The organism is Streptomyces sp. NPDC018693, assembly GCF_044391385.1.
Classification (GTDB): domain Bacteria; phylum Actinomycetota; class Actinomycetes; order Streptomycetales; family Streptomycetaceae; genus Streptomyces.
Genome location: NZ_JBIRZZ010000004.1, coordinates 155,026 through 174,391, shown reverse-complemented (window position 1 = coordinate 174,391; position 19,366 = coordinate 155,026). Strand labels below are relative to the sequence as shown.

Annotated in this window: 16 protein-coding genes; 8 read left to right on the top strand and 8 right to left on the bottom strand. The window is 71.0% G+C overall.

Annotation, left to right across the window (positions count from 1 at the left end; translation table 11 throughout):
• Window positions 1–27: 27 nt before the first annotated feature.
• Window positions 28–534 (top strand): hypothetical protein, encoded by a 507-nt coding sequence (locus ACH5AC_RS12780; RefSeq protein ID WP_398861769.1) that lies wholly within the window; start codon window positions 28–30, stop codon window positions 532–534.
• A gap of 110 nt (window positions 535–644) precedes the next feature.
• A complete protein-coding gene (locus ACH5AC_RS12775) occupies window positions 645–983 on the top strand; it encodes a hypothetical protein (RefSeq protein WP_398861768.1) in 339 nt (112 codons plus the stop codon).
• Here ACH5AC_RS12775 and ACH5AC_RS12770 read toward each other — a convergent pair.
• The gene (locus ACH5AC_RS12770; RefSeq protein ID WP_398861767.1) at window positions 903–1,541 is read right to left on the bottom strand and encodes a LysE family translocator; all 639 of its coding nucleotides are present in this window, start codon (window positions 1,539–1,541) and stop codon (window positions 903–905) included. The two genes, ACH5AC_RS12775 and ACH5AC_RS12770, sit on opposite strands and share 81 nt — an antisense overlap.
• Before the next feature lie 300 nt (window positions 1,542–1,841).
• Here ACH5AC_RS12770 and ACH5AC_RS12765 point away from each other — a divergent pair, with 300 nt between their 5' ends.
• The 3 genes from ACH5AC_RS12765 (at window position 1,842) to ACH5AC_RS12755 (ending at window position 8,314) form a co-directional block, all read left to right on the top strand.
• Entirely contained in the window at window positions 1,842–3,479 is a 1,638-nt protein-coding gene (locus ACH5AC_RS12765; RefSeq protein ID WP_398861766.1) for a hypothetical protein, read from the top strand.
• Between the two features lie 1,108 nt (window positions 3,480–4,587).
• Window positions 4,588–7,314: a SpoIIE family protein phosphatase gene (locus tag ACH5AC_RS12760; RefSeq protein WP_398861765.1), complete on the top strand. Its 2,727-nt coding sequence runs from the start codon at window positions 4,588–4,590 to the stop codon at window positions 7,312–7,314.
• Between the two features lie 235 nt (window positions 7,315–7,549).
• A complete protein-coding gene (locus ACH5AC_RS12755; RefSeq protein WP_398861764.1) occupies window positions 7,550–8,314 on the top strand; it encodes a DUF1963 domain-containing protein in 765 nt (254 codons plus the stop codon).
• 42 nt (window positions 8,315–8,356) lie between these two features.
• Here ACH5AC_RS12755 and ACH5AC_RS12750 read toward each other — a convergent pair whose 3' ends face one another.
• The 6 genes from ACH5AC_RS12750 to ACH5AC_RS12725 form a co-directional block, all read right to left on the bottom strand.
• Window positions 8,357–8,830, bottom strand: coding sequence for a hypothetical protein (locus ACH5AC_RS12750; RefSeq protein WP_398861763.1), 474 nt, complete (start codon window positions 8,828–8,830; stop codon window positions 8,357–8,359).
• Window positions 8,827–9,411, bottom strand: a complete 585-nt coding sequence (locus ACH5AC_RS12745; RefSeq protein WP_398861762.1) for a hypothetical protein — start codon at window positions 9,409–9,411, stop codon at window positions 8,827–8,829. Before ACH5AC_RS12745 ends, ACH5AC_RS12750 begins: the two co-directional genes overlap by 4 nt.
• Window positions 9,412–9,478: 67 nt before the next feature.
• Window positions 9,479–9,964 (bottom strand): DUF1877 family protein, encoded by a 486-nt coding sequence (locus ACH5AC_RS12740; protein ID WP_398861761.1) that lies wholly within the window; start codon window positions 9,962–9,964, stop codon window positions 9,479–9,481.
• 125 nt (window positions 9,965–10,089) lie between these two features.
• On the bottom strand, window positions 10,090–10,434 hold the full coding sequence (locus tag ACH5AC_RS12735; protein ID WP_398861760.1) for a hypothetical protein: 345 nt from the start codon (window positions 10,432–10,434) through the stop codon (window positions 10,090–10,092).
• An 87-nt stretch (window positions 10,435–10,521) separates the two neighbouring features.
• Entirely contained in the window at window positions 10,522–11,406 is an 885-nt protein-coding gene (locus tag ACH5AC_RS12730; RefSeq protein WP_398861759.1) for an IS3 family transposase, read from the bottom strand.
• Complete coding sequence (locus ACH5AC_RS12725; RefSeq protein WP_398861758.1) at window positions 11,403–11,714, bottom strand: transposase; 312 nt, start codon at window positions 11,712–11,714, stop codon at window positions 11,403–11,405. The genes ACH5AC_RS12730 and ACH5AC_RS12725 overlap by 4 nt, the downstream gene beginning before the upstream one ends.
• A gap of 550 nt (window positions 11,715–12,264) precedes the next feature.
• On the opposite strand from ACH5AC_RS12725, the gene ACH5AC_RS12720 reads away from it, so the two are divergent.
• The 3 genes from ACH5AC_RS12720 to ACH5AC_RS12710 all read left to right on the top strand — a co-directional run bounded on the left by ACH5AC_RS12720 (window position 12,265) and on the right by ACH5AC_RS12710 (window position 16,821).
• Window positions 12,265–13,935, top strand: coding sequence for an SMI1/KNR4 family protein (locus ACH5AC_RS12720; protein ID WP_398861757.1), 1,671 nt, complete (start codon window positions 12,265–12,267; stop codon window positions 13,933–13,935).
• Window positions 13,936–14,011: 76 nt separating this feature from the next.
• Window positions 14,012–16,201 (top strand): hypothetical protein, encoded by a 2,190-nt coding sequence (locus tag ACH5AC_RS12715; protein ID WP_398861756.1) that lies wholly within the window; start codon window positions 14,012–14,014, stop codon window positions 16,199–16,201.
• Window positions 16,123–16,821 (top strand): hypothetical protein, encoded by a 699-nt coding sequence (locus ACH5AC_RS12710; protein WP_398861755.1) that lies wholly within the window; start codon window positions 16,123–16,125, stop codon window positions 16,819–16,821. The genes ACH5AC_RS12715 and ACH5AC_RS12710 overlap by 79 nt, the downstream gene beginning before the upstream one ends.
• A gap of 98 nt (window positions 16,822–16,919) precedes the next feature.
• On the opposite strand, the gene ACH5AC_RS12705 is transcribed toward ACH5AC_RS12710, so the two are convergent.
• On the bottom strand, window positions 16,920–19,139 hold the full coding sequence (locus tag ACH5AC_RS12705) for a WD40 repeat domain-containing protein (RefSeq protein ID WP_398861754.1): 2,220 nt from the start codon (window positions 19,137–19,139) through the stop codon (window positions 16,920–16,922).
• Window positions 19,140–19,366 lie beyond the last annotated feature (227 nt).

The following is a 19,366-nucleotide window of genomic DNA, read 5'->3' as shown; positions in this document are numbered from 1 at the left end:
CGCAAGGGCCGCCCCGGATTGAGGAACATGATGTCCGTACAACTCGGCCGACGGGTGGCGTCCTTCCGTGGGACCTCCACACAGGGGTCGTACTTCCAGTACGCGGGCTTTCTGGCCCTGGCCCTGGGGTTGAGCTCGCTGACCGGCCTGACCGAGACCCTGCTCCCGGACCGGACGGGGACGGTCGCCGACGGGCTCTACGCCCTCGGCGCCGGCACGGTGTGCCTCGCGCCCTTCGTCCTGCGCTGGCGGCAGGAAGTAGTGGTGTACGAGCACGGTGTCGTCCGGCGACGGCTGACGGGCACCCGTACCGTCATGAAGTCGCGGATCGCCCACGTCGAAACCACACGCAAGACAAGCATCTGGGGCGGCACCTACGACCGGATCGACGTCACGCTGAGCAAGGGCCCGGCCCTGCGCATCACGGGGCTCAAGGACCCGCTGCACCTCATGTCCTTCCTGGCCGCACCGGAGAACACCGCCGGGCCGGGACAGGCACAGAGCGGCTGGCAGCCACCGGCACCCGGCAACTGACATCACGGTTCCCACAGCCCGCGGCTCCGACGGCGCACGGCGCCGACAGCGCACGCAGACGAAAGAGACACACCACCAACCGCGTCAAGAAGGAGTGGTGGAGCTGCAGGATGACGGCCTTCGCGCGGCAGCCGTTCCCGACGTTCGAGGTCGCCACACGTCAGATGCCGCACGGCGCCGTCGAGCGGACCCAGCCCCTGCCCCCGGTGAACACCGGGCGTCCCGACATCGACGCCACCTACGTCGTCGCCACCCAGGAGCCCGCGACGGCCCAGGTGCTCGGTGAGGTGCTGCCCGCATTCGCGAGGAAGGCGGCCGGCGAGCTGAGGGGCGGTCCCTGGTTCGAGAGGGCCGCTGCAAGCGGACTCTCAGTTGCTGAAGGCCAGGCGGATCCCGAACGCTGCGATGACGGTCCCGGTGAGCCGGTCCAGCAGGCGGCGCGCCTGTGACTTGCGCAGCCAGCCGTGCAGGAGGCGGGCGCAGCCGATCAGCACGGTCGACCAGACGAGGCCCACGGCGATGTGTACGGCGGAGAACAGGAGTCCCATGCTGAAGTGATTCGTCCCGGGAGGGATGAACTGAGGCAGAACGGCGACGTAGAACGCGCCCATCTTCGGGTTCAGGAGGTTGGTGAGCGCTCCCTGGCGCCAGCCGCCGCCCATCGAGTCCACTCCGGAGAGAACTGCTACCTCATCCGCGTCCGGCGCGGACCGCCCTTTGAGGGTGGCCCAGAGCATGCGTGCACCCATCCACACCAGGTAGGCGGCACCTGCCCAACGCAGGGCCGTGTAGGCGACATGGGAGGCCGTGAGAAGTGCGGTGACACCCAGGGATGTGAGAGCGCCCCACAGGAGCGTTCCCGTCTGAATACCCAGGACGACTCCCCAGGCCCGCTTCCGTCGGCCAAGGGCCGACGTCCGCAAAATGAGGGCGGTGTCGAGTCCGGGGGTGAGCGTGAGGAGCCCTACTACCAGGGCGAAGGACCACAGTGCGGTGCTTATTGCCATGGGATGCCAGCGTATCCCACGGTTTTGCAGGCCCGGCCGGGGCGGGAGGCGGCACGGACAGGTCTTCAAGGCCATCGAGGCATTCACTCGTCCCGCTCCCCGCCCCGGGCCACCGGGCATCCGGGAAACCACGTAATCGACTACGGGAGTTCACCGGTCGGCCCCAGGGAGCCCGCCGCTTCCAGGAGCGCATTCAGGGCTGTGACCAGCATGTTCCTCCTCATCGGCGGCAGCACCCGTTGAGGGAACGGGCGTTGGGGAGTCCGTGGCTGTCGGAGGCGGCCTCTACCATCCGCCCCCATGACCACAGTGAACTCACCGGCGGGCTATCGCGTCCTCACCGTCGCCGAAACGGAGGAGCGCTTCGCCGCCTCCGACGAGTTGGCGTACCCGTACCAGAACTTCGCCGACACGCAGGAGATACGCCTCTACGAGGGCGGCCTGCACGTCGCGGGGAGCCTGGAGGTGGACTCCGTAGGCGACCGGGTGCCGTACAACGTGATCGTCGACGGGGATCTGACCGTCGACGGTGACCTGGAGTGGTGGGGCGGGCTCAGCGGCTGCTTCCTGCTGGTCACGGGCAATGTACGGGCACGCCATGTGCTGCTGTCCGGCTGCCCCGAAGTGGTGGTGTGCGGCGATCTGACCGCCACCGGCAGCGTCCAGGGCCACCACGGCGACGACGGTGGCTACCTGACGGTCCAGGGCCGCATCCGGGCCGAGGCCGTCATCAGCACCCTCTACTTCAACCTGGACCTCGCACGGCAACCGGAAGCCCTGCTCGTCGCCGACCCCTACCGCACCACCTGCCCGGTCGACTTCACCGACGACGAACTGGCCGGCCTCGTCCCGCCGGAGCTGCTCGACGAGGACGGCCGGGCCGACGAGTACCGGATCAGTGAGGCGCTGCGCGCCGGGCAGCCGGTCCTGGGCCCCGGCGCGCGGCCGAGCCACCTGGTCGTACAGGACGAACTGGAAGCGCTGCTGCCCCGGGCCGCCGAGGTCACCGAACTCGACCTGTCCCGCCGCAAGCTGCGGCGCCTCCCCGAGCGGCTCTTCGCCTTCACCGGGCTGCGCAGGCTGTCCCTCGCCGGCAACGACTACCTCGGCGCCCTCGACGACCGCATCGGGGAACTGACCGGCCTGGAGGAGCTGAACATCGCCGGCATGGGGCTGACGCAGCTCCCACCGGCCATCGGCTCCCTGCGCGAGCTGCGTGTCCTCGACATCTCCGGCAACCGGTTCGAGTCCCTGCCCGAGGAGATCGGCGACCTGGCCCGGCTGGAGGTGCTGCGCGCCGGAGGGCTGACCTGCCCGGTGCCGGAGGCCCTGGGCGGGCTGCGGGCGCTGCGCGAGCTGGACCTGACGGGCATGAGCCCGCAGGAGCGGTCGCCGGTCGCCTTCCCCCTGCCGGTGACCCGGCTGACCGGACTGCGGACCCTCGGCCTCATGCACGTATGGCTGGCCTCGGTCCCCGACGAGCTGCTGGCCCTGACCTCGCTGGAAGAGCTGGACCTGCGCGGTTCACTGTCGGCCCACCTGGAGCGACTGCCGGATCTCGCACGCCTGCCGCGTCTGCGCGTGCTGCGGTTGAGCGGCAACACCCCGTGGGCGTACCAGCCCGAGCCGGACCGGGACCTGCTCTCGGCCGTCTGGGACATCACCACCCTGGAGGAACTGGAGATCGATCGCTGGGGCGAGTGCATGGTGCGCGACCAGGTCGTACGTACCGCCTTCACCGCGCTGCCCGACGACGCCTTCGCCCGTATGCCGGGGCTCAGGCGGCTGGATCTCTCCTCCAACGAGCTGACGACCCTGCCGGAGTCCTTCTTCCGGCTGGCCCATCTCCAGACCGTCGACCTGCGGTACACACGGCTCGACAGGCCGACCGTCGACTGCCTGCGCGACCAACTCCCGCACGTCCGCGTGGAACTGTGAACGCAACGATCCCTTGACCAGCCGCCGGTGGGCGCACCGCCACAGCCGTCCTGCTGTCGCGTGCCCGCCGTGCGTACGGCACCGCCCCAGCGGGCCCACCGGCTGTCCACGCGGCCCCGCACCATGTCCTCGATGCCGCGGACCACCCTCCGCCGTCAGTAACTGCCCGCGCGGGTGAAGGGTCTGTTTCGGGGCCGGCTCACCGGGACGGCAGCGCGCCGTGTCGGCCTGGCGGCGGACCCTCGGCAGCGGCATCAGCCGAGGGCAGAGACGCCCGGACCGACGTTCCGACCCGGAACTCACCCCCGAGCAGTGGCCGCGGCCATCCGTGCCATCACCGTGCTGCGCCCCGTTCGAAGCGGACTGACCAACGGAAGGGCGCGCCGCCGGCCCTTCCACGCGCACCCGTCCAGGGGGCGCGCCGACCGGACGACGCGATCGAGGGCGGAGGGGCGCCGTTGGTGCAGCTGGGGCGGCCGCTGAGGTTGTGAGGGGCGGGCCGGGTCCGCCCGGGCCTGACCACCGAGGAACGGCTCGACCCGCCGGGGTGGCGCCGGGCCGCGCAGGCGACGGGCTCCGCAGAGAGAAACGACCTCATACCGTGCATGCCATCCACTTGACCACCCTCGGCGGCGACCCGGTCCCGCTGACGGCTTCGGCCGCCGGCCGCGCTGTCCGACCCGCGCACCGGCGCCCCCTCCGGCCCTCTTCTCGCCGGTCACCACCAGCCCGTCACGGCCATCACCACCATGGCGATCGGCGACGCCCCGTCGCCGTGACCGGCAGCCAGGACACCACTCTGCGCACCTGGGATCTCACCACCCCCACCGACCCCGCTCGGGCCCCGCCGCCCTTCGCCCACCCCATCACCACGCTCACCCCCACTCCCGACGGCGACCTCATCGTCACACCGAGCGCGCCCCGACCCGTCGGCGGCCCGCGCTGCCCCCCCCGGGCGCAGGCAACGCAGGCCACGCTGCAGCTATGCGGACCGGAGCGGCGGGGTACGCAGGTCTGCAGGACACTGGACCGGGGGAGGGCCGGCGCGGCCCACAGCAGGCAGCCGCGGACCGGCCGTCGGTCGGTCCCGGACCTCGGGAGTGATCAGATGAACCGGAGATCACGCGCTGCGCGGCACGCACCCGGCGCCGGGCACCTCTTCCCGCGCTTGCACAGCCTGTCCGGGCAGGTGCTCCTCCTGCTGGTGCTGACCGTGGTGCTGCTGGTGGCCGCGGCGGTGGCGGCGCTGGTGGTGCAGGCGCGTCACCTCGGCGAGAAGGAAGCCCGGGAGATCTCCCTGACGGTCGCCAAGGCGTACGCGAATTCCCCGGGGCTCCTGGCGGCCCTGAATTCCCCCGATCCCAGCGCCACGCTTCAGCCCATGACGGAAAAGGCCAGGAGGGAGGCCGACCTCACCTTCCTCGTCGTGGCGGACGAGAAGGGAACCCGCCTCACCCACCCGCAGCCGGAGCGGATCGGCACCCGGCTGCTCACCGGCTACGAGCCGGCGACCGAAGGCCAGGTGGTCGAGGACAAGCTGAAGGGGAACTTCGGCTGGGAGTACCGAGCGATCGTTCCCGTCCTCGACGACGGGGAGGTCGTCGGGCTCGTCGTCGCCGGTCTGCGGACCGGAGAGGTGTCGGAGGCGGTCAACGACCAGCTGCCGGTCCTGCTGGGTTCGGCCGCGGGCGTGCTCGCCCTCGCCACCGGCGGTGTGGTCCTGGCCGGGAAGCGGCTACGGCGCCAGACCCACGGCCTCGGCCCCGAAGAGATCACCCGCATGTACGAACACCACGACGCCGTGCTGCACGCGGTCCGGGAGGGGCTTGTCATCGTCGACACCGACCGACGGCTGCTGGTCGCCAACGACGAGGCCCAGCGCCTGCTCGACCTGCCCCCCGACGTGCAGGGCCGGCCCGTCGGCGAGCTCGGGCTCACTCCGTCCATCGCTGAACTGCTCTCCTCCGGCCGCGTCGCCCAGGACGAACTCCACCCGGCCGGAGACCGCTTCCTCGCCGTCAACCAGCAGCGCACCCACTGGCAGGACCACCCCCTGGGCACCGTGGCCACACTCCGGGACACCACCGAGCTCCGTGCCCTCGCCGGCCAGGCCGTCATGGCCCGCGAACGCCTGAAACTGCTCTACGACGCCAGCGTGGGCGTCGGCACCACCCTCGACGTGACACGGACGGCGGAGGAGCTCACCCGGGTCACCGTGCCCCTGTTCGCCGACTTCGTCGCCGTAGACCTGTTCGATTCCGTCCTGCAGGGCGAGGAGCCGGCGTCCGGGGGCGCGGACCTGCGCCGCGCCGCGATCGCCGGCCGTACGGAGACCTCCCTCTACCCGGTGGGCTCACTCGTCTCCTTCAAGCCCGCCACTCCGCAGGCCACAAGCCTCACGCGGGGGCACTCCGTGCTCGAACCCGATCTGACCGGGGCGAGTGGATGGCGTTCCCAGGACCCCCCGCGTACCGGAAAGATCCTTCAGGAGGGCATCAACTCGCTGATCACCGTGCCGCTGCGCGCCCGGGGCACCGTACTGGGGGTGACCAGCTTCTACCGCGACCGGCACCGCGCCCCCTTCGACGAGGACGATCTGTCCGTCGCCGAGGAGATCGCGGGCCGAGCCGCGCTGTCCGTCGAGAACGCCCGCCGCTACACACGCGAACACACCATGGCCGTCTCCCTGCAACGCAGCCTGCTCCCGCAGGGCCTGCCGGACCAGAGCGCCGTCGAGGTCGCCCACCGGTATCTGCCCGCCCAGGCCGGGGCAGGCGGGGACTGGTTCGACGTCATTCCCCTCTCGGGCGCACGGGTCGCCCTGGTCGTCGGAGACGTCGTCGGGCATGGCCTGCACGCCGCCGCCACCATGGGCCGCCTGCGTACCGCCGTCCAGAACTTCTCCGATCTCGACCTGGCCCCCGACGAGCTCCTCACCCACCTCGACGACCTCGTCGGCCGGCTGGACCAGGAGGCGGACACGACCGCCCACGGCTCCGGAATCATCGGTGCCACCTGCCTGTACGCCATCTACGACCCGGCCACGCGGCGCTGCACCCTGGCCAACGCCGGACATCCCGCCCCCGCGGTGGTCAGCCCGGACGGGACGGTCAGTTTCACCGGAGAGAATTGCGGACCGCCCCTCGGCCTCGGCGGACACCCCTTCGAAACCGTGGATCTCGACATCCCCGAAGGCAGCCGGTTGGTGCTCTACACCGACGGCCTGATCAACAGCTACGACCAGGACATGGACGTCGGCCGGGAACGCCTGCGCCAGGCCCTGGCCCACCCCGGCCGCTCGCCCGAGGAGACCTGCGAAGCCGTGCTGGACGCCGTGGTCCCCGTCGACCCCGCCCGCCCCACCGACGACGTGGCGCTGCTCGTCGCCCGGACCCGGGCGACGGACCAGCGGGACATCGCCCACTGGGACGTCCCCGCAGAGCCCTCTCGCGTGGCGGAGATGCGCTCGGCCGTGGCAGAGCAGCTCGAACACTGGGAGCTGGAGGAACTGGTCTTCTCCACGGAACTCATCCTCAGCGAGCTCCTCACCAACGCCATCCGCTACGGCGCGGACCCGATCCAGGTGCGCCTGCTGCGGGGGCGCTCCCTGATCTGCGAGGTCTCCGACGGCAGCAGCACCTCACCCCATCTGCGGCGGGCCACCGCCACCGATGAGGGCGGACGCGGACTCTTCCTGGTCGCCCAGCTCTCCCAGCGGTGGGGCACCCGCTACACCGACCGAGGGAAGATCATCTGGTCCGAGCAGTCCACGTCGGCCTCGTCGGCTTCGTCTCCGGTCCTGGACGGGATGTTCGCCGAGATCCTGGCGGAGTGAACACAAGCGGGAGGGCACGTTGCGGTCCTTGGACGGCGGAGGGCCATGGCACCGCGGGTGCCGTCCACGGTCGGGGCCGAGCCTGGACCGGCAAAGGACGCAGCGGGACCTGACGCAGCGGAACCCCCGCATGTGACGTGCGCGGCTCAGTAGTTCTACGGATACCGGGGCGGGAGAGCGCGGAGTCGGCGGCGAGCGACCGTACGGCCGTTCACCGGCCGCCTACGATGCGCGCGTGCGCCCACTTCAAAAGGAAGACGTCAAGCGGTTGCTGCGTCCGCTGATGCGGACCCGCACCGTACTGGAGCCCGCCCCCCGCTCTTCCGCGGCGCGTGAGTTCGTCGCCACCCGTTTCGGCGGTCTCCCGGCAGCGGAGGAAGACGAGAGGTGGCCCCTGTGCGACGGCTGCGCCGACGACCTCCGGTTCGTCGCGCAGGTCGACTACGCGCGCGACGGCCTGCACGACCGGCTCCCCATCGCGTTCTTCACCTTCTTCTACTGCTGGAACTGCCACCCGTGGGGGCGGGACCGCGACCGCGGTGGCTGGCTGGTGCGCTCCTACACCCAACTGCGGCGCCCCAAGGTTCTCGTGCACGGCACCGGGCCCGACTTCCACGAACGCCACGCGGTGCCACACCTGGCGAAGTCACTGCCCGACTGGGTGGGGCTGCGGCTGCACTGCCCCGAACTCTGGGCGCTTGGGCGGGGCGACTACGGCTTCCAGAACTGGGTCGACCGTGCCGCACTCAAGCTCACGCAGGAACACGCCCTACGGCCGCACATGCGCAATGCCGGGGTGGCGCTCGGCGGATACCCGTGGTGGGCGAACGGCGGGGACGAGACGCCCCTCTGCACGGAATGCGCACGGCCGATGGAGCTGCTGCTCCAGATCCGGCCGACCGAGCTCACCGACGCGATGTGGGGCGACGTGGGAACCCTGTACCTGTTCATGTGCCGGACGCACACCCAGCACACCGGGCTGCGCATGCAGTGCACGTGAAACGGAATCTCGTCCACACCCGGCGGACCGGGCTCCGTCCGGTCAGCGGGTGATGAGCCCTTCGAGTCCGGCGCGGACCGCGGGGGCCATGGACGGCACCAGGGCGTCCAGCTGTTCCTGGGCGCCCTCGGGGTAGGGGCCCTCCAGGGCGGCCTCCCAGCGCTGCCTGGCGCGTACGGGGTCGGCGAGCCCCAGGCGGTCCGTGCTGAAGACGGTCGCGGCGCCCTCGTTGAGCCACTGCATGGCGTAACCGTCGTCGTCGTGGTCGAAGAACCCCCACTCGACGATGCCCCACGCGTCGCTCCACTCGTCGTCGAGGTCGGGGAACTCGCCGAGGTCCCCCGCCACCACCCACGCGAGCAGCGACTCGTAGGAGTGCTTCAGCACCGGGTCCGTCAGGTGGAAGGTCTGCGGGTCGGCGTCCGACGGCAGGCCCAGCACGCCGCGGGTGTCGCCGTCGCGGGCCAGACCGATCAGGCGGCCCAGCAACTGCCAGTCGAGGTCGCCGCCGCTCATGACGCCCACTGGTGCAGGTAGGCGGGCAACTCCACCCCGGATCCGGTCGCGGCCGCCACGATGCCCCGGAGCAGATGGGCCGCGTCGGAGTCCTCGCCGTCCGGGTCGGCCACGCAGGCGGCGACGGGTTCGAGGGCGTCCAGCAGTTCGGGCAGCTGCTGGACGCTCCAGGTGTGCCAGGCCGACAGCTCGGTGCCGCCGGCCTCGGCGTCCTGCGCGCGGTGGGCGGCCAGGACGGGGCTGTGCTGATGGGCCTCGGTCAGCCAGGCGTCGATGTCCTCGTTGAACCGCCGTACCCGCGAGGACGCGGCGAAGAACCATCCCGATTCCTGGTCGAAGTCGTCGTCTCCTTGGTCGGCCGGATAGTGCTGGGCGATGTGCATGTGCACGTGCTGGTCACTGTTCACCCGCAGCAGTCGGCCGCCCTTCCAGAAAGGCTCCAGCGGCGGCGGTACCCGTGCCTCGATGGCGGCTCTCTCGTCGGCGGAGGGCTCGCGGGCGAACAGGACGTGGACTTCGGCCCATTCGAAGTAGGCGGCGTCACCGGCGCCGAAGAACGGGAAGGGGTACGGAAGGCTCATACGGGATCACTCTCGGGACAGGGCAGGGCGGGTAGGTGAGGGGCGCGTCGGCCGCCTGCCGGGGCGGTCAGGTCGTGTACATCACCGCGCCGAGACCGGCGTCGGCGGCCCTGGCGTAGAACGCGGTGAGCTCCTTGAGTTCGGCGACGATGAGCCCGGGGACCTCGTCGGGCGGGAAGATCTCCAGCTCGTGGATCTCCTGCTCGTCCACCAGCTCCTCGAAATCGGCCCGCTCGACGGCGACTTGGACGGCCGCCGGGTCGACAGCCGCGAGATGCGCGGCGAGATCTGCCGCCTGCTCCGGCGTGACCACCCCGAAGTAGGCGTTCTCCAGGGTCGGGCAGGCGACGCTCTCGGCGCCGTCCAGTGCGGCGTACAGCGGGTGGGCGGGCGAGTTCGGGTAGGTCGCGCCGGTGAGGAAGTAGTTGAGTGAGAGGCCGAAGTGGGTGCGGAAGGACTCGGCCTTGTCTAGATCGTCGATGCTGCCGGGGTTCTCCTTGAGGTGGCGGATCTCCTCGCCACTCACCAGTTGCAGCCAGGTCGACTGTGCCATCGAGGTTGCCTTTTCTGCCGTCGTCCGAAACAGCCGTGCGGGGCGGTACGGCGGGTGTCAGGGCATCACGCGGCTGCCGTCAACGCCCCGCCGGAAGTTGGTATGAAATGGCGAGGTTCGTGCCGCTATGACACGTCGGCCGGTTCGCTGCCGGGCGTCCCGTCCGCGAGGGCACGCAGTCGGTCGGCGTCCGTCGGCAGCCCGTTGCGCCGCAGCACCTCGTGGAGATTGCCGCTGAACGTCCATGCGTTCGTACTGTCGGCGATCGTGTGGATCACGGCGCGCTGAGCATCAGTGAGGGGATCACCGGCCTGGTACGCCTCGGTCGGGAAGACGACGTCGAGCAGCGCGTTCGCGACGGACACGGCGTTGATCGGATCGATTTTGCCAAGGATGGCGCACAGGTCGGCCAGGTGGGCGCCGGCCTCCTCGGGTGGCAGGAGTGCCAGCGTCCGGGTGATGTCGGACATGGTGCTGCCCGAGCCGAGCAGCAGGCTGCCGAAGCCGGCGGGGTCGAGGTCGCCTGAAGTGACCCCTTGAGGTCCGACACTTCCGTTTTATGCCGCGAGGTCGAGTCGTTGTCGGTAGCGGGTCCTTGCCTGGTGTGGGGTGAGGTAGCCGATGGTCGAGTGGATCCGCTCCCGGTTGTAATACTGCGCGATCCATCCGAATACGTCTTGCCGGGCCTGCGCCCGGGTCTGCCAGGCCGTGGTGCCGATCTCGGATTTGAGTACGGCGAAGAAGCTTTCCGCAGCGGCGTTGTCGAAGCAGGAGCCGGTTCGGCCAGTACTCTGACGGATATCCAACTCGGCCAGGGTTTCCCGGAATTGGCGAGATGTGTATTGCGATCCGCGGTCGGTGTGAAAGATTGCGTTGCCGGCCGTATGCCCGCCGCCATGGGCCATTCGGATGGCGTCTTCCACCAGTTGAGTACGCATGTGGTCGGCCATGGACCAGCCCACGACCTCGCGCGTGCACAAGTCGATCACCGTGGCCAGGTACAGCCATCCCTCGGCGGTGGGCAGGCAGGTGATGTCGCCGACGAGTTTCAGGCCCGGCATCGGCGCGGTGAAGTCTCGCTGGATGAGGTCAGGCGCGGGTGGTGCCGTGCGGTCCGCCTTTGTCAGGGACCGAGATTTCCGGCGCGTTATTCCGGCGATCTGACGTTCCCGCATGACCCGGGCGACGCGTTTGCGATTTACGACCTGCCCCTGCTGCCGCAGGGTACGGGTGATCCGCAGGGCACCGTACGCACCCCGGGAATCGGTATGGATATCCCGGATCCGTCGGGCCAGTTCCTCTTCCTCGACCGCCTTCTGCTGCCGTGCCTCCTTGTTCTTGTGCCAGGTGTAGTAACCGGACCGGTCCCAGCCCAGGACGTCGCACATCCGCTTCACGCCATGGGCGCCCCGGTGTTCATCGACGAAACGGAAGCGGATCACCGTGTCGTCTCCCGCGCGAAATAGGCGGCGGCCTTCCGCAGGATCTCGTTGTCCTCCTTCAGCCGGGCGTTCTCCCGCCGCAGGCGCCTGAGTTCTTCTTGCTCGCCGGAGGTCATGCCGGAATCAGCTCCGCCGGCATCCACGTGACCCCGGCGAGTGGAGTCCTCGCGAACCCACTTCCGCAGCGTTTCCAGATGGATGCCCAGACTCCGGGCGATGTCGGTGAGGGTGCGGTCCTTCGAGGAACGCACCAGGTCCACTGCGTCCCGCTTGAACTCTTCGGGGTAATTCTTCCGCTTTTCCACCATGGATCACTTCCCCTGGATGACGAAACATCCAGCGTCCAGGTGTCGGAATCCCGGGGGTCACTCCACCGACCCGCCGACCCCTCTCGCCACAGAATTACGTAGCCAATTACGTGATTTCACTGTGCCGTTGGTGTACGCAGACTTTCAGCGAGCACGCCGGTCGCATGCAGCGGGTCAGATCCCAACTCCCGGCCGCGGGCCCGAACGTTCGCGGAGCGGCTGTCCGCCACCCGTCGCGGGGCCCGACCCGCCCGCATCCTCGCCGCCGAGCAACTGCGCGGGAGGGCGCGTGACGCGGACAGGTCGGCCAGGAATACTCCTCAAGCGCGGGCCGGTCGTGCGCGGCGGCTCCTCGGCGGGGGTCCCGCAGACGCTTCGTGCCGCAGAACACGTATCGAGTTGAGTAGTTCCACTGAACTGTTGCCCTGATCCTCGCTGCATGGGCACGCGTACCTCGCTCAGCCGCCGCACACACTCACCGGCCGCTCCTACAGTTAGCGCCCAGCGGGCCGCCGACCCCGGCGCCGTTTTTCGATCGCGGGAGGACCGCATGGCCGGTGATGTGGTGTGGACCGCAGAGCAGCGCGGCAAGGTGTATTCCACTCGGGCGCGGGTCAATCCGGACCATCTGACGGAGGGGCTGGAGCGGGGACCGTGCTGGCTGGCGGCGGCGCCGCCGTTCGATGCCGCGCGCTGTTTCGCCGTAGCGCGTGACAAGAGCCGTCACGACGGGGAGTACGCGGTCGGCGCGGCGGAGAAGGGCGCGCGGCACGCGGAGTCCTCGATGGCCGAACTCGGGCTGCGCGCGGTGGCGCTCCACCGCAGCGGTGAGCGTCCGGACAGGCTCGACCTGGACGTGGAAGTGGCCATGGCGGAGCTGCAGTTGCAGCGCACGTGGAACGCGGTGCCGTTCTGGCTGGCGGCCGAGGGTGTCGTCTGGACGCTGCGCGCGATGCTGCGGCTGCACGAACTCGCCCACAACCAGCACGAGGTCCACTACGACCCGCGGTGGGAGTGGAGCGGGAGGTGGCTGATCGAGACCACCGCCCACGCCTCGTCCCAGGTGACCGAGTGCGCCCCGGGCTGGCGGCTGCTGCGGGGCGTGCTCGCCGTCGCCGACGAGGCGGACCACCGCGCGGCGCGCGCCGTCGCGGCAGCCGCGTTCGACACGGCGCCGATGCCGGTCAAGGCGGCACTGTCGTTCGTGTTCCCCGACGAGCGGGAGTGGGCCGACCGGGCGGCCGAGGACTGCCTCGCCCAGGGCGGCGGCAGTGACGAGGTGGTGCGGATGCTGGTCACCACCGCCGGTGTCGCCCGGGGTGAGCGACTCGTCGAGCGGCAGCCGGGCTGCCTGGACGAGGCGACGCTACTGACCCTGCTGGCCAGGGAGGGTGCCGGTGCGGCGCCCGTCCTGGACGCCGCGCTGCGCCACGCCCGCGGCAACAACGAGCGGCTGGTGTTCGCCCGCCACCTCGCCATGATCCGCACCCCCGACGCGGCGGAGCGACTGGCGGCCTGGCGGGACAACCGCAGGCTCGCCCCCCTGATCGAGGACTACTTCCGGCAGGCGCCCCACCTGGAGCCCTCGCCGTCCGGGGTGTCGGAGCCCAGCGTTCCGGCCGAGGACACGACCGCCGCCGCACTGACCGGACTCTTCGAGGAGTACCGCACCTGGTACCGCGAGCACTGGGTGCCCAAGCTGCTCGACGACGGATGGGAAGAGGAGGAGCTGGACGAGGAGGGCTGGCTGGACCCCACCGCCGACCTCAGCCCGGTCGCCGAGGAGGACATCACCGCCCTCGAAGCGCGGTTCGGGCCGCTGCCCGCCGACTACCGGGCGTTCCTGCGCACGGTCGGCACGGGAACGCTGCTCCAGCCGATGGAAGCGCTGCCCGGTGCCGCCCTGGAGCCGACGACACAGAACTTCATCCATCCCGCGGACATTCCGGGGGCGCACGCCGTCTACATCAAGTGGCTGCACGACGGCTGGCACGAGGAGAACGAAGGCGTCGCGGACCTGACGAAGATGATGCCGGTCATGGGCCATGACGGTTACGCCAACTTCGTTCTGCTCTCGCTCCAACACGAGGGAGACGACCGCGTCCACGTCTGGTGGCACGACGAGGAACCGGAACGGATGGACAACGGCATCGCCTTCAGGGACTTCCTCCGCACGATGCTCGACCGGGCCCGGCAGGAGTGGGCGTACCCCGGGATATGACCGGGGCGCGGCGTGAGGACGAGGGCGGCCTGCTGGGGGCGAGCACCGAGAGGCCGCTGGGCGAGGAAGGCGAAACATGACCGCGCGACGCACCGATCCCCGGCCGCCCGAGGCATGGTGGTCGGAGGCGGACCGTGAGTGGATCCTCGGCGACAAGGACGAGGACGGGCGGCTCGTGGGCCTGGTCCGGTATTGGGACGCGGACGGCAGGTTCATCTGCGAGTCCGAGCATGTCGCCGGCCAGCCGCACGGCATCTCCCGGCGCTACGACCACCCCGGCGGCGAGCTGTCGCAGGAGTGCCGGTACAGGGACGGTCGCATCGACGGCGTTCGGCGCTTCCACCGCCCGAGCGCCCCGGCAGCGCAGCCGCCGGATCGGGGATACGGCGCGGGCGGGCCCTGGCAGGGCGCTGCGGGGTCCGTGCGCGTCTACGAGTGCGTGTACGCCGACGGCGATCTGATCGGCACCCGCTGTCTCGACGCCGACGGGGTCGAGGTCCACCACAGCTCCGGCAGGCCCGTGCCGCCACGCCCCGTCGGCGTGGCACCGACGGCGAGTCACACACCCGGCTCGGAGGTCGCGTGGCTGTTCATGCGGCGGCGCGGCACGGACGGCGACGAGACGGTCGAGACCCGGCGCTGGTGGACCGACGGCACCCTGCACAGCGAGCGGACACCCGACGGTATCGAGCGCGAGTTCTACGCGACCGGCGTCCTGCGCTCCGAGGGCCGCCGGGTGGCCCGTGACAACCGCCGCCCCAGGCACGGCACCTGGCGTCATTACGATGCGCGCGGGGTGCTGCGCCGCGAGTCCGTCCACGACTCGGGGGCCGGATCCGGGGTCGAGCGGCAGCGGACCTGGTACCGCACCGGCGAGGAGGCGGACGGCCGTGGCGTCACCCGTTCCGGCCCGGTCGAGGACGATGCCGAGGTGGGCCTGTGGCAGGTCCGTGACGCCGACGGCGTAACGGTACGGGAGGTGCGGCTCGGCCGCCGCTGGAGCGATGCCGACCTGCTGGCCTCGCCGGCCGCCGCCGACAGACCGTACTCCGCGGCGGAACTGCGCGCCGTACTCGCCGAGGCCGACGCCGACGACCCGGACGGTCCCGCCGCGCAGCTGGCCCGGATCCGGCTCGCAGCCACAGAAGGCGCCGACGCGCTCGCCCCGGTCATCGGTGACGAGCGGCCCTGGCCCGCCATCACGGTCGACGGCCCTGACTGGTACGACGGCGTCCCGGGCTCGCCGCTGACCCCGCAGTCGTCACCGGCCCAGGTGATCCAAGCCGTCCCCTGGGGCGAACCCGCGGGCCCCGCGCTCACCGCACTCGCCCGCATCCTGTTCCACTACGGGCACCCGCACGCGGCGCTGGACGTCATCGACGCGGCCCTTCTCCTCGGAGACGAGGCCGACCGGCACCGGACCCGGGCGGTCCTGCTCAGAGCCCTCGGGCGCGGCACCGACGCCGATGCCGTCACCCCCGGCCCGGACCACGTCGGCCAAGCCGCCGCCCGTCTGCTGCTCACCATGCGCGAACGCCCCGCCGACAACGGCCTTCGGCTGGCGTACGCGCGGCTGGTGGCCGTGTCCCACCCCGAGCACGCCCGGCTCATCACCGCCCAGTGCGGTGGCGACACGGACGACGAGGACGCCCCCGTCGACGAGGACGCCGCCGTGGCGGCGTACCTGGCCACCCTGCCCGAGGAGGTGCACCAGGCCCTCATCGGCCGCCCGGTTCGCGGATTCGTGCGCACGGTCACCGAGGTGAAGGGGGAGACCTTCCTGCGTCACCACGACGCCCTGTTCCGCGCCGCCCCGCAGGACGACTGCCTCGAACTCCAGTTCGTGGGCGGCCGTCTCGCCGAGATCTCGCTGCTCCCCGCTCTCGGCCGGTACCGCACCCTGCGCCTCTACGACAGCTACCTGGACAAGAACACCGTGGCCCAACTGGCCCGGTCGCCGTACCTGCGGCAGCTGGAAAGCCTCGCGCTGCCGGATTCCAACCTGGACGACGAGGACCTGACCGCACTGCTCACCAGCCGCAGCTACCCGCGCCTGCGTGAACTGGACGTGTCCGCCTCGTGTTACAGCGAGCAGGAATGGACCACCGCGGGGCTCATGCGGCTGCCGGACGCCGTCTTCGCACCCCATCTGGAGAGCCTCAATCTAAGGCGCAGCAGCTACGCGACGTGGCGACGGTCCTCACGGCGCTGCCGAACCTCACCGCCCTCACGCTCGACGGCCATCTGCTCGGCGACGAGGTGCTGACCGGACTGGGCGCGCTGCCCAACCGCTTCACCACGCTCGACCTCACCGGGGACGCCTTCACTCCGGAAGGCGTCGACGCGCTGGTCAACTCCCCTGCGGCAGCCACTCTCCAAAGGCTCGTCATGAGCATCGGCGGCAGCAGCGCCCGGGCGGCGACGCGCACGCTGGTACGAGGACGGCAGCTCGGCGCCCTGCGGACCCTCCACCTGTCCGGCAGCCTCCTCCACGAACGGGAGCCGGCACCCGAGGTCGGCCACGCCTTCGCCGAGTCCGCTTTCGCCGGATCCCTGGAGGAGCTAAGCATGCCCCTGGGCCGCCTCGGCCCCGAAGGTGCCGCCGCCCTGGCAGCGGCACCGTTCCGGCGGCTGCGCCACCTCGCCCTGTACGGCAACGGCGTGGGCGACCGAGGAACCGTTGCCCTGGCCCGTTCACCTGTGGTGGCCACCTTGCGATCGCTCGACCTCGACAACAACGAGATCGGCGACGCGGGCGCGCTCGCCCTGGCCGAGTCGCCGTACCTGACCGGACTCGAACACCTCGCACTCCGCCACAACCGCTTCGCAGAGCGTGCCGCCCGGGCACTCCGGAAACGGTTCGCCAGCGCGCTGTACGACAGCTGACGCGGCCGCGGGACGCACCGCCGTCCCTGCGAAGGGTGCGGAAACCGGCCTGCTTCGTGGCCGGGTGACCGGTTCTGCGCCGGGCCCGGCGACGGCGGCTACTGCGGTGCCCCCGGTGTGAGGCGGGTGGTTTCGGGGCCGTGGGTGACGATGAGGTCGCCGTCGGGGGTGGGGGTGAGGGTGGTGATGGGGTGGGGGAAGGGGAGTGGGGGGCCGAGGGGGGTGGGGGTGGAGGTGGTGAGGTTCCAGGTGCGGAGGGTGGTGTCGTGGCTGCCGGTCACGGCGATGGAGGTGTCGCCCATGGTCATGGTGGTGATGGCGGTGATGGGCCGGGTGTGGCCGGAGATCAGGGAGGTGGTGTGGGCGCCGGTGCGCGGGTCGGTCAGTCGTAGCCAGCGGCCGAAGGCGGTCAGGAGGGCCGGTTCTTCGTCGATGGTGGTCAGGTGGAGGGCGCCGACGGCGGTCGGGCGGGTGTAAGCGGGGGTGAGTGGCTTCTTGGTGGTGAGGTCCCAGGTGTGGATGGTGTGCTGGTCGGTGGTGGTGATGGCGACGGGTCGGCCGTCGAGGTGGCCGGTGGTGACGGCGGTGACGGTGGCGGGGTGGGGCAGTCGGCGGGCGCGGCCGGTCTCGGGGTCGATGACGCGCAGCCAGGTGTGTACGGCGGCGAGGACGACGGGCTTGCCCTTGACGGTGTGGGTGGCCAGCGCCAGATAGTCCCGGTTGGCGGACTCCTCGCGCAGGAGTTCACCGGTGGTGAGCTGCCGCATCTGGAGTGTGCGGGCGCTGCCGGTGACGGCGATGGGCTGCCCGTCCACCAGGAGGGTGGTGATCGCACGGATGGGTCCGGGGTAGGGGCCGCCGAGATCGTCGCCCGCGGTGCGGCCGGTGGCCGGGTCCCACACCGTGACCTTCTGTTCCTCACCGCCGGTCAGCATGAGGGTGCGTTCACCGACGGCCGTCACCGCTGCCGCACGTATGGTCCTGCTGTGCAGAGCATCCGGTGTGTTCCGCAGACCGGTGTGCACTTCGTCCAGGTCCCACATCCGCGCCGTGCCACCAGATTCGGCTGTCACGGCGACGGGCCGGCCGTCCACCACCGCCGCCGCCACTGCCTCCACCGAAACGGAGTGGCCGGTGTAGGGCTTGCCGATCTGTTGGCGGGTGGTGAGGTCCCACACCCGCACAGTCGCGTCCGGGTGGCCGCCGCCGGTGACGGCGACGGGCCGTCCGTCCAGCACAGCTGCCGCCACCGTTTCCACCCAGCCGGTGTGGCCGGTCAGGGGTTCGCCGATCTGCCGGTGGGTGGTGAGGTCCCATACCCGTACGGTGTGGTCCCAGCTGCCGGTGACGGCGACGGGCCGGCCGTCGACCACGGCCGTCGCCACGGCACACACCGAGTCGGTGTGGCCGGTCAGGGGTTCGCCGATCTGCTGGCGGGTGGTGAGGTCCCATACCCGTACGGTGTCGTCCCAGCTGCCGGTGACGGCGACGGGCCGTCCGTCGACCACCGCCGTCGCCACCGCGACCACATCGCTGGTGTGGCCGGTCAGGGGTTCGCCGATCTGTTGGCGGGTGGTGAGGTCCCACACCCGTACCGTGTGGTCCCAGCCGCCGGTGACGGCGATGGGGCGCCCCTCCAGAACCCCCAACGACACCGCTCGTGCCCCGCCGGCCATGGGTTTGCCGACCTGCTCACCGGTGAACAGGTCCCAGACCCCATCACCGGTGACGACGACAGGGCGGCCGTCCACCACGCCCACCGCCGCCGCATGCATCTGGCCGGTGTGACCGATCAGGGGCTTGCTGATCTGCCGGTAGGGGGACAGATCCCATACCAGGACCGTGTCGCCGTAGCTGCCGTTGACGGCGACGGGCCGGCCGTCCACGACCCCTGTCACTACCGTCAACGCTCCGGGGCCGGTCTCGCGGACGAGCCGGTCGCCTGGTCGGGGGGCGCTGGTCCATGTGGTGCGCCAGGCTGCCGTGTTGCCCGTGGCCGGCACAGGGGTGGGGCCGGGGATGGTGGCGCGGCGGCCGTGGAGGTCGAGGAGCCAGGGCAGGGCGGCCGACCCGTGGTGGAGTGCCGTGCAGTACGCGCGGGCCATCGCCCGGGCCGGGCGGCTGCGGGCGTGGGCGAACAGCGCGGTGACCTCGTCCGGGTGGGCGTTCAGCAGGAACGCGGGGTCGGTCAGCAGGGTGTCGGCGACTTCGGGGGCCGCGGACGTCTGCTGAGCGGTCGTGGTGGTGGGGCCGGCCCCGTCACCGGCGGGGCGTACGGGCGTGTCAGGCGAGGCAGGCGATGGGTCGGTGTTCTGCATGACGGGATCGTGGTCCTCTGTGGTGGGCAGTCGGCTGTGCCGGTGACGGTCCGGGGCGGTGGCGCCGATAAGGGGTTCTGGCGCGAGGAGTTCGGCCCCTGGTGTCGGCGATGTGCGGGTGGCGCCATACGCAGTGGCTCCCCCCGCCCCTGCCGCGGTCTCGGCGTACGGGGCCGAGTACGTGGTCCGGTCCGGCCGACCGCTTTCGGTTGTCTGGGCCGCCGCAG

Bases quoted from the DNA above. Each gene is read 5' to 3' on its own strand.
- ACH5AC_RS12760 (WP_398861765.1), top strand. From the start codon at position 4,588: ATGAACCGGAGATCACGCGCTGCGCGGCACGCACCCGGCGCCGGGCAC.
- ACH5AC_RS12740 (WP_398861761.1), bottom strand. From the start codon at position 9,964: ATGGCACAGTCGACCTGGCTGCAACTGGTGAGTGGCGAGGAGATCCGC.
- ACH5AC_RS12725 (WP_398861758.1), bottom strand. From the start codon at position 11,714: ATGGTGGAAAAGCGGAAGAATTACCCCGAAGAGTTCAAGCGGGACGCA.
- ACH5AC_RS12735 (WP_398861760.1), bottom strand. From the start codon at position 10,434: ATGTCCGACATCACCCGGACGCTGGCACTCCTGCCACCCGAGGAGGCC.
- ACH5AC_RS12715 (WP_398861756.1), top strand. From the start codon at position 14,012: ATGACCGCGCGACGCACCGATCCCCGGCCGCCCGAGGCATGGTGGTCG.
- ACH5AC_RS12765 (WP_398861766.1), top strand. From the start codon at position 1,842: ATGACCACAGTGAACTCACCGGCGGGCTATCGCGTCCTCACCGTCGCC.
- ACH5AC_RS12750 (WP_398861763.1), bottom strand. From the start codon at position 8,830: ATGAGCGGCGGCGACCTCGACTGGCAGTTGCTGGGCCGCCTGATCGGT.
- ACH5AC_RS12770 (WP_398861767.1), bottom strand. From the start codon at position 1,541: ATGGCAATAAGCACCGCACTGTGGTCCTTCGCCCTGGTAGTAGGGCTC.
- ACH5AC_RS12705 (WP_398861754.1), bottom strand. From the start codon at position 19,139: ATGCAGAACACCGACCCATCGCCTGCCTCGCCTGACACGCCCGTACGC.
- ACH5AC_RS12720 (WP_398861757.1), top strand. From the start codon at position 12,265: ATGGCCGGTGATGTGGTGTGGACCGCAGAGCAGCGCGGCAAGGTGTAT.
- ACH5AC_RS12775 (WP_398861768.1), top strand. From the start codon at position 645: ATGACGGCCTTCGCGCGGCAGCCGTTCCCGACGTTCGAGGTCGCCACA.
- ACH5AC_RS12745 (WP_398861762.1), bottom strand. From the start codon at position 9,411: ATGAGCCTTCCGTACCCCTTCCCGTTCTTCGGCGCCGGTGACGCCGCC.
- ACH5AC_RS12780 (WP_398861769.1), top strand. From the start codon at position 28: ATGATGTCCGTACAACTCGGCCGACGGGTGGCGTCCTTCCGTGGGACC.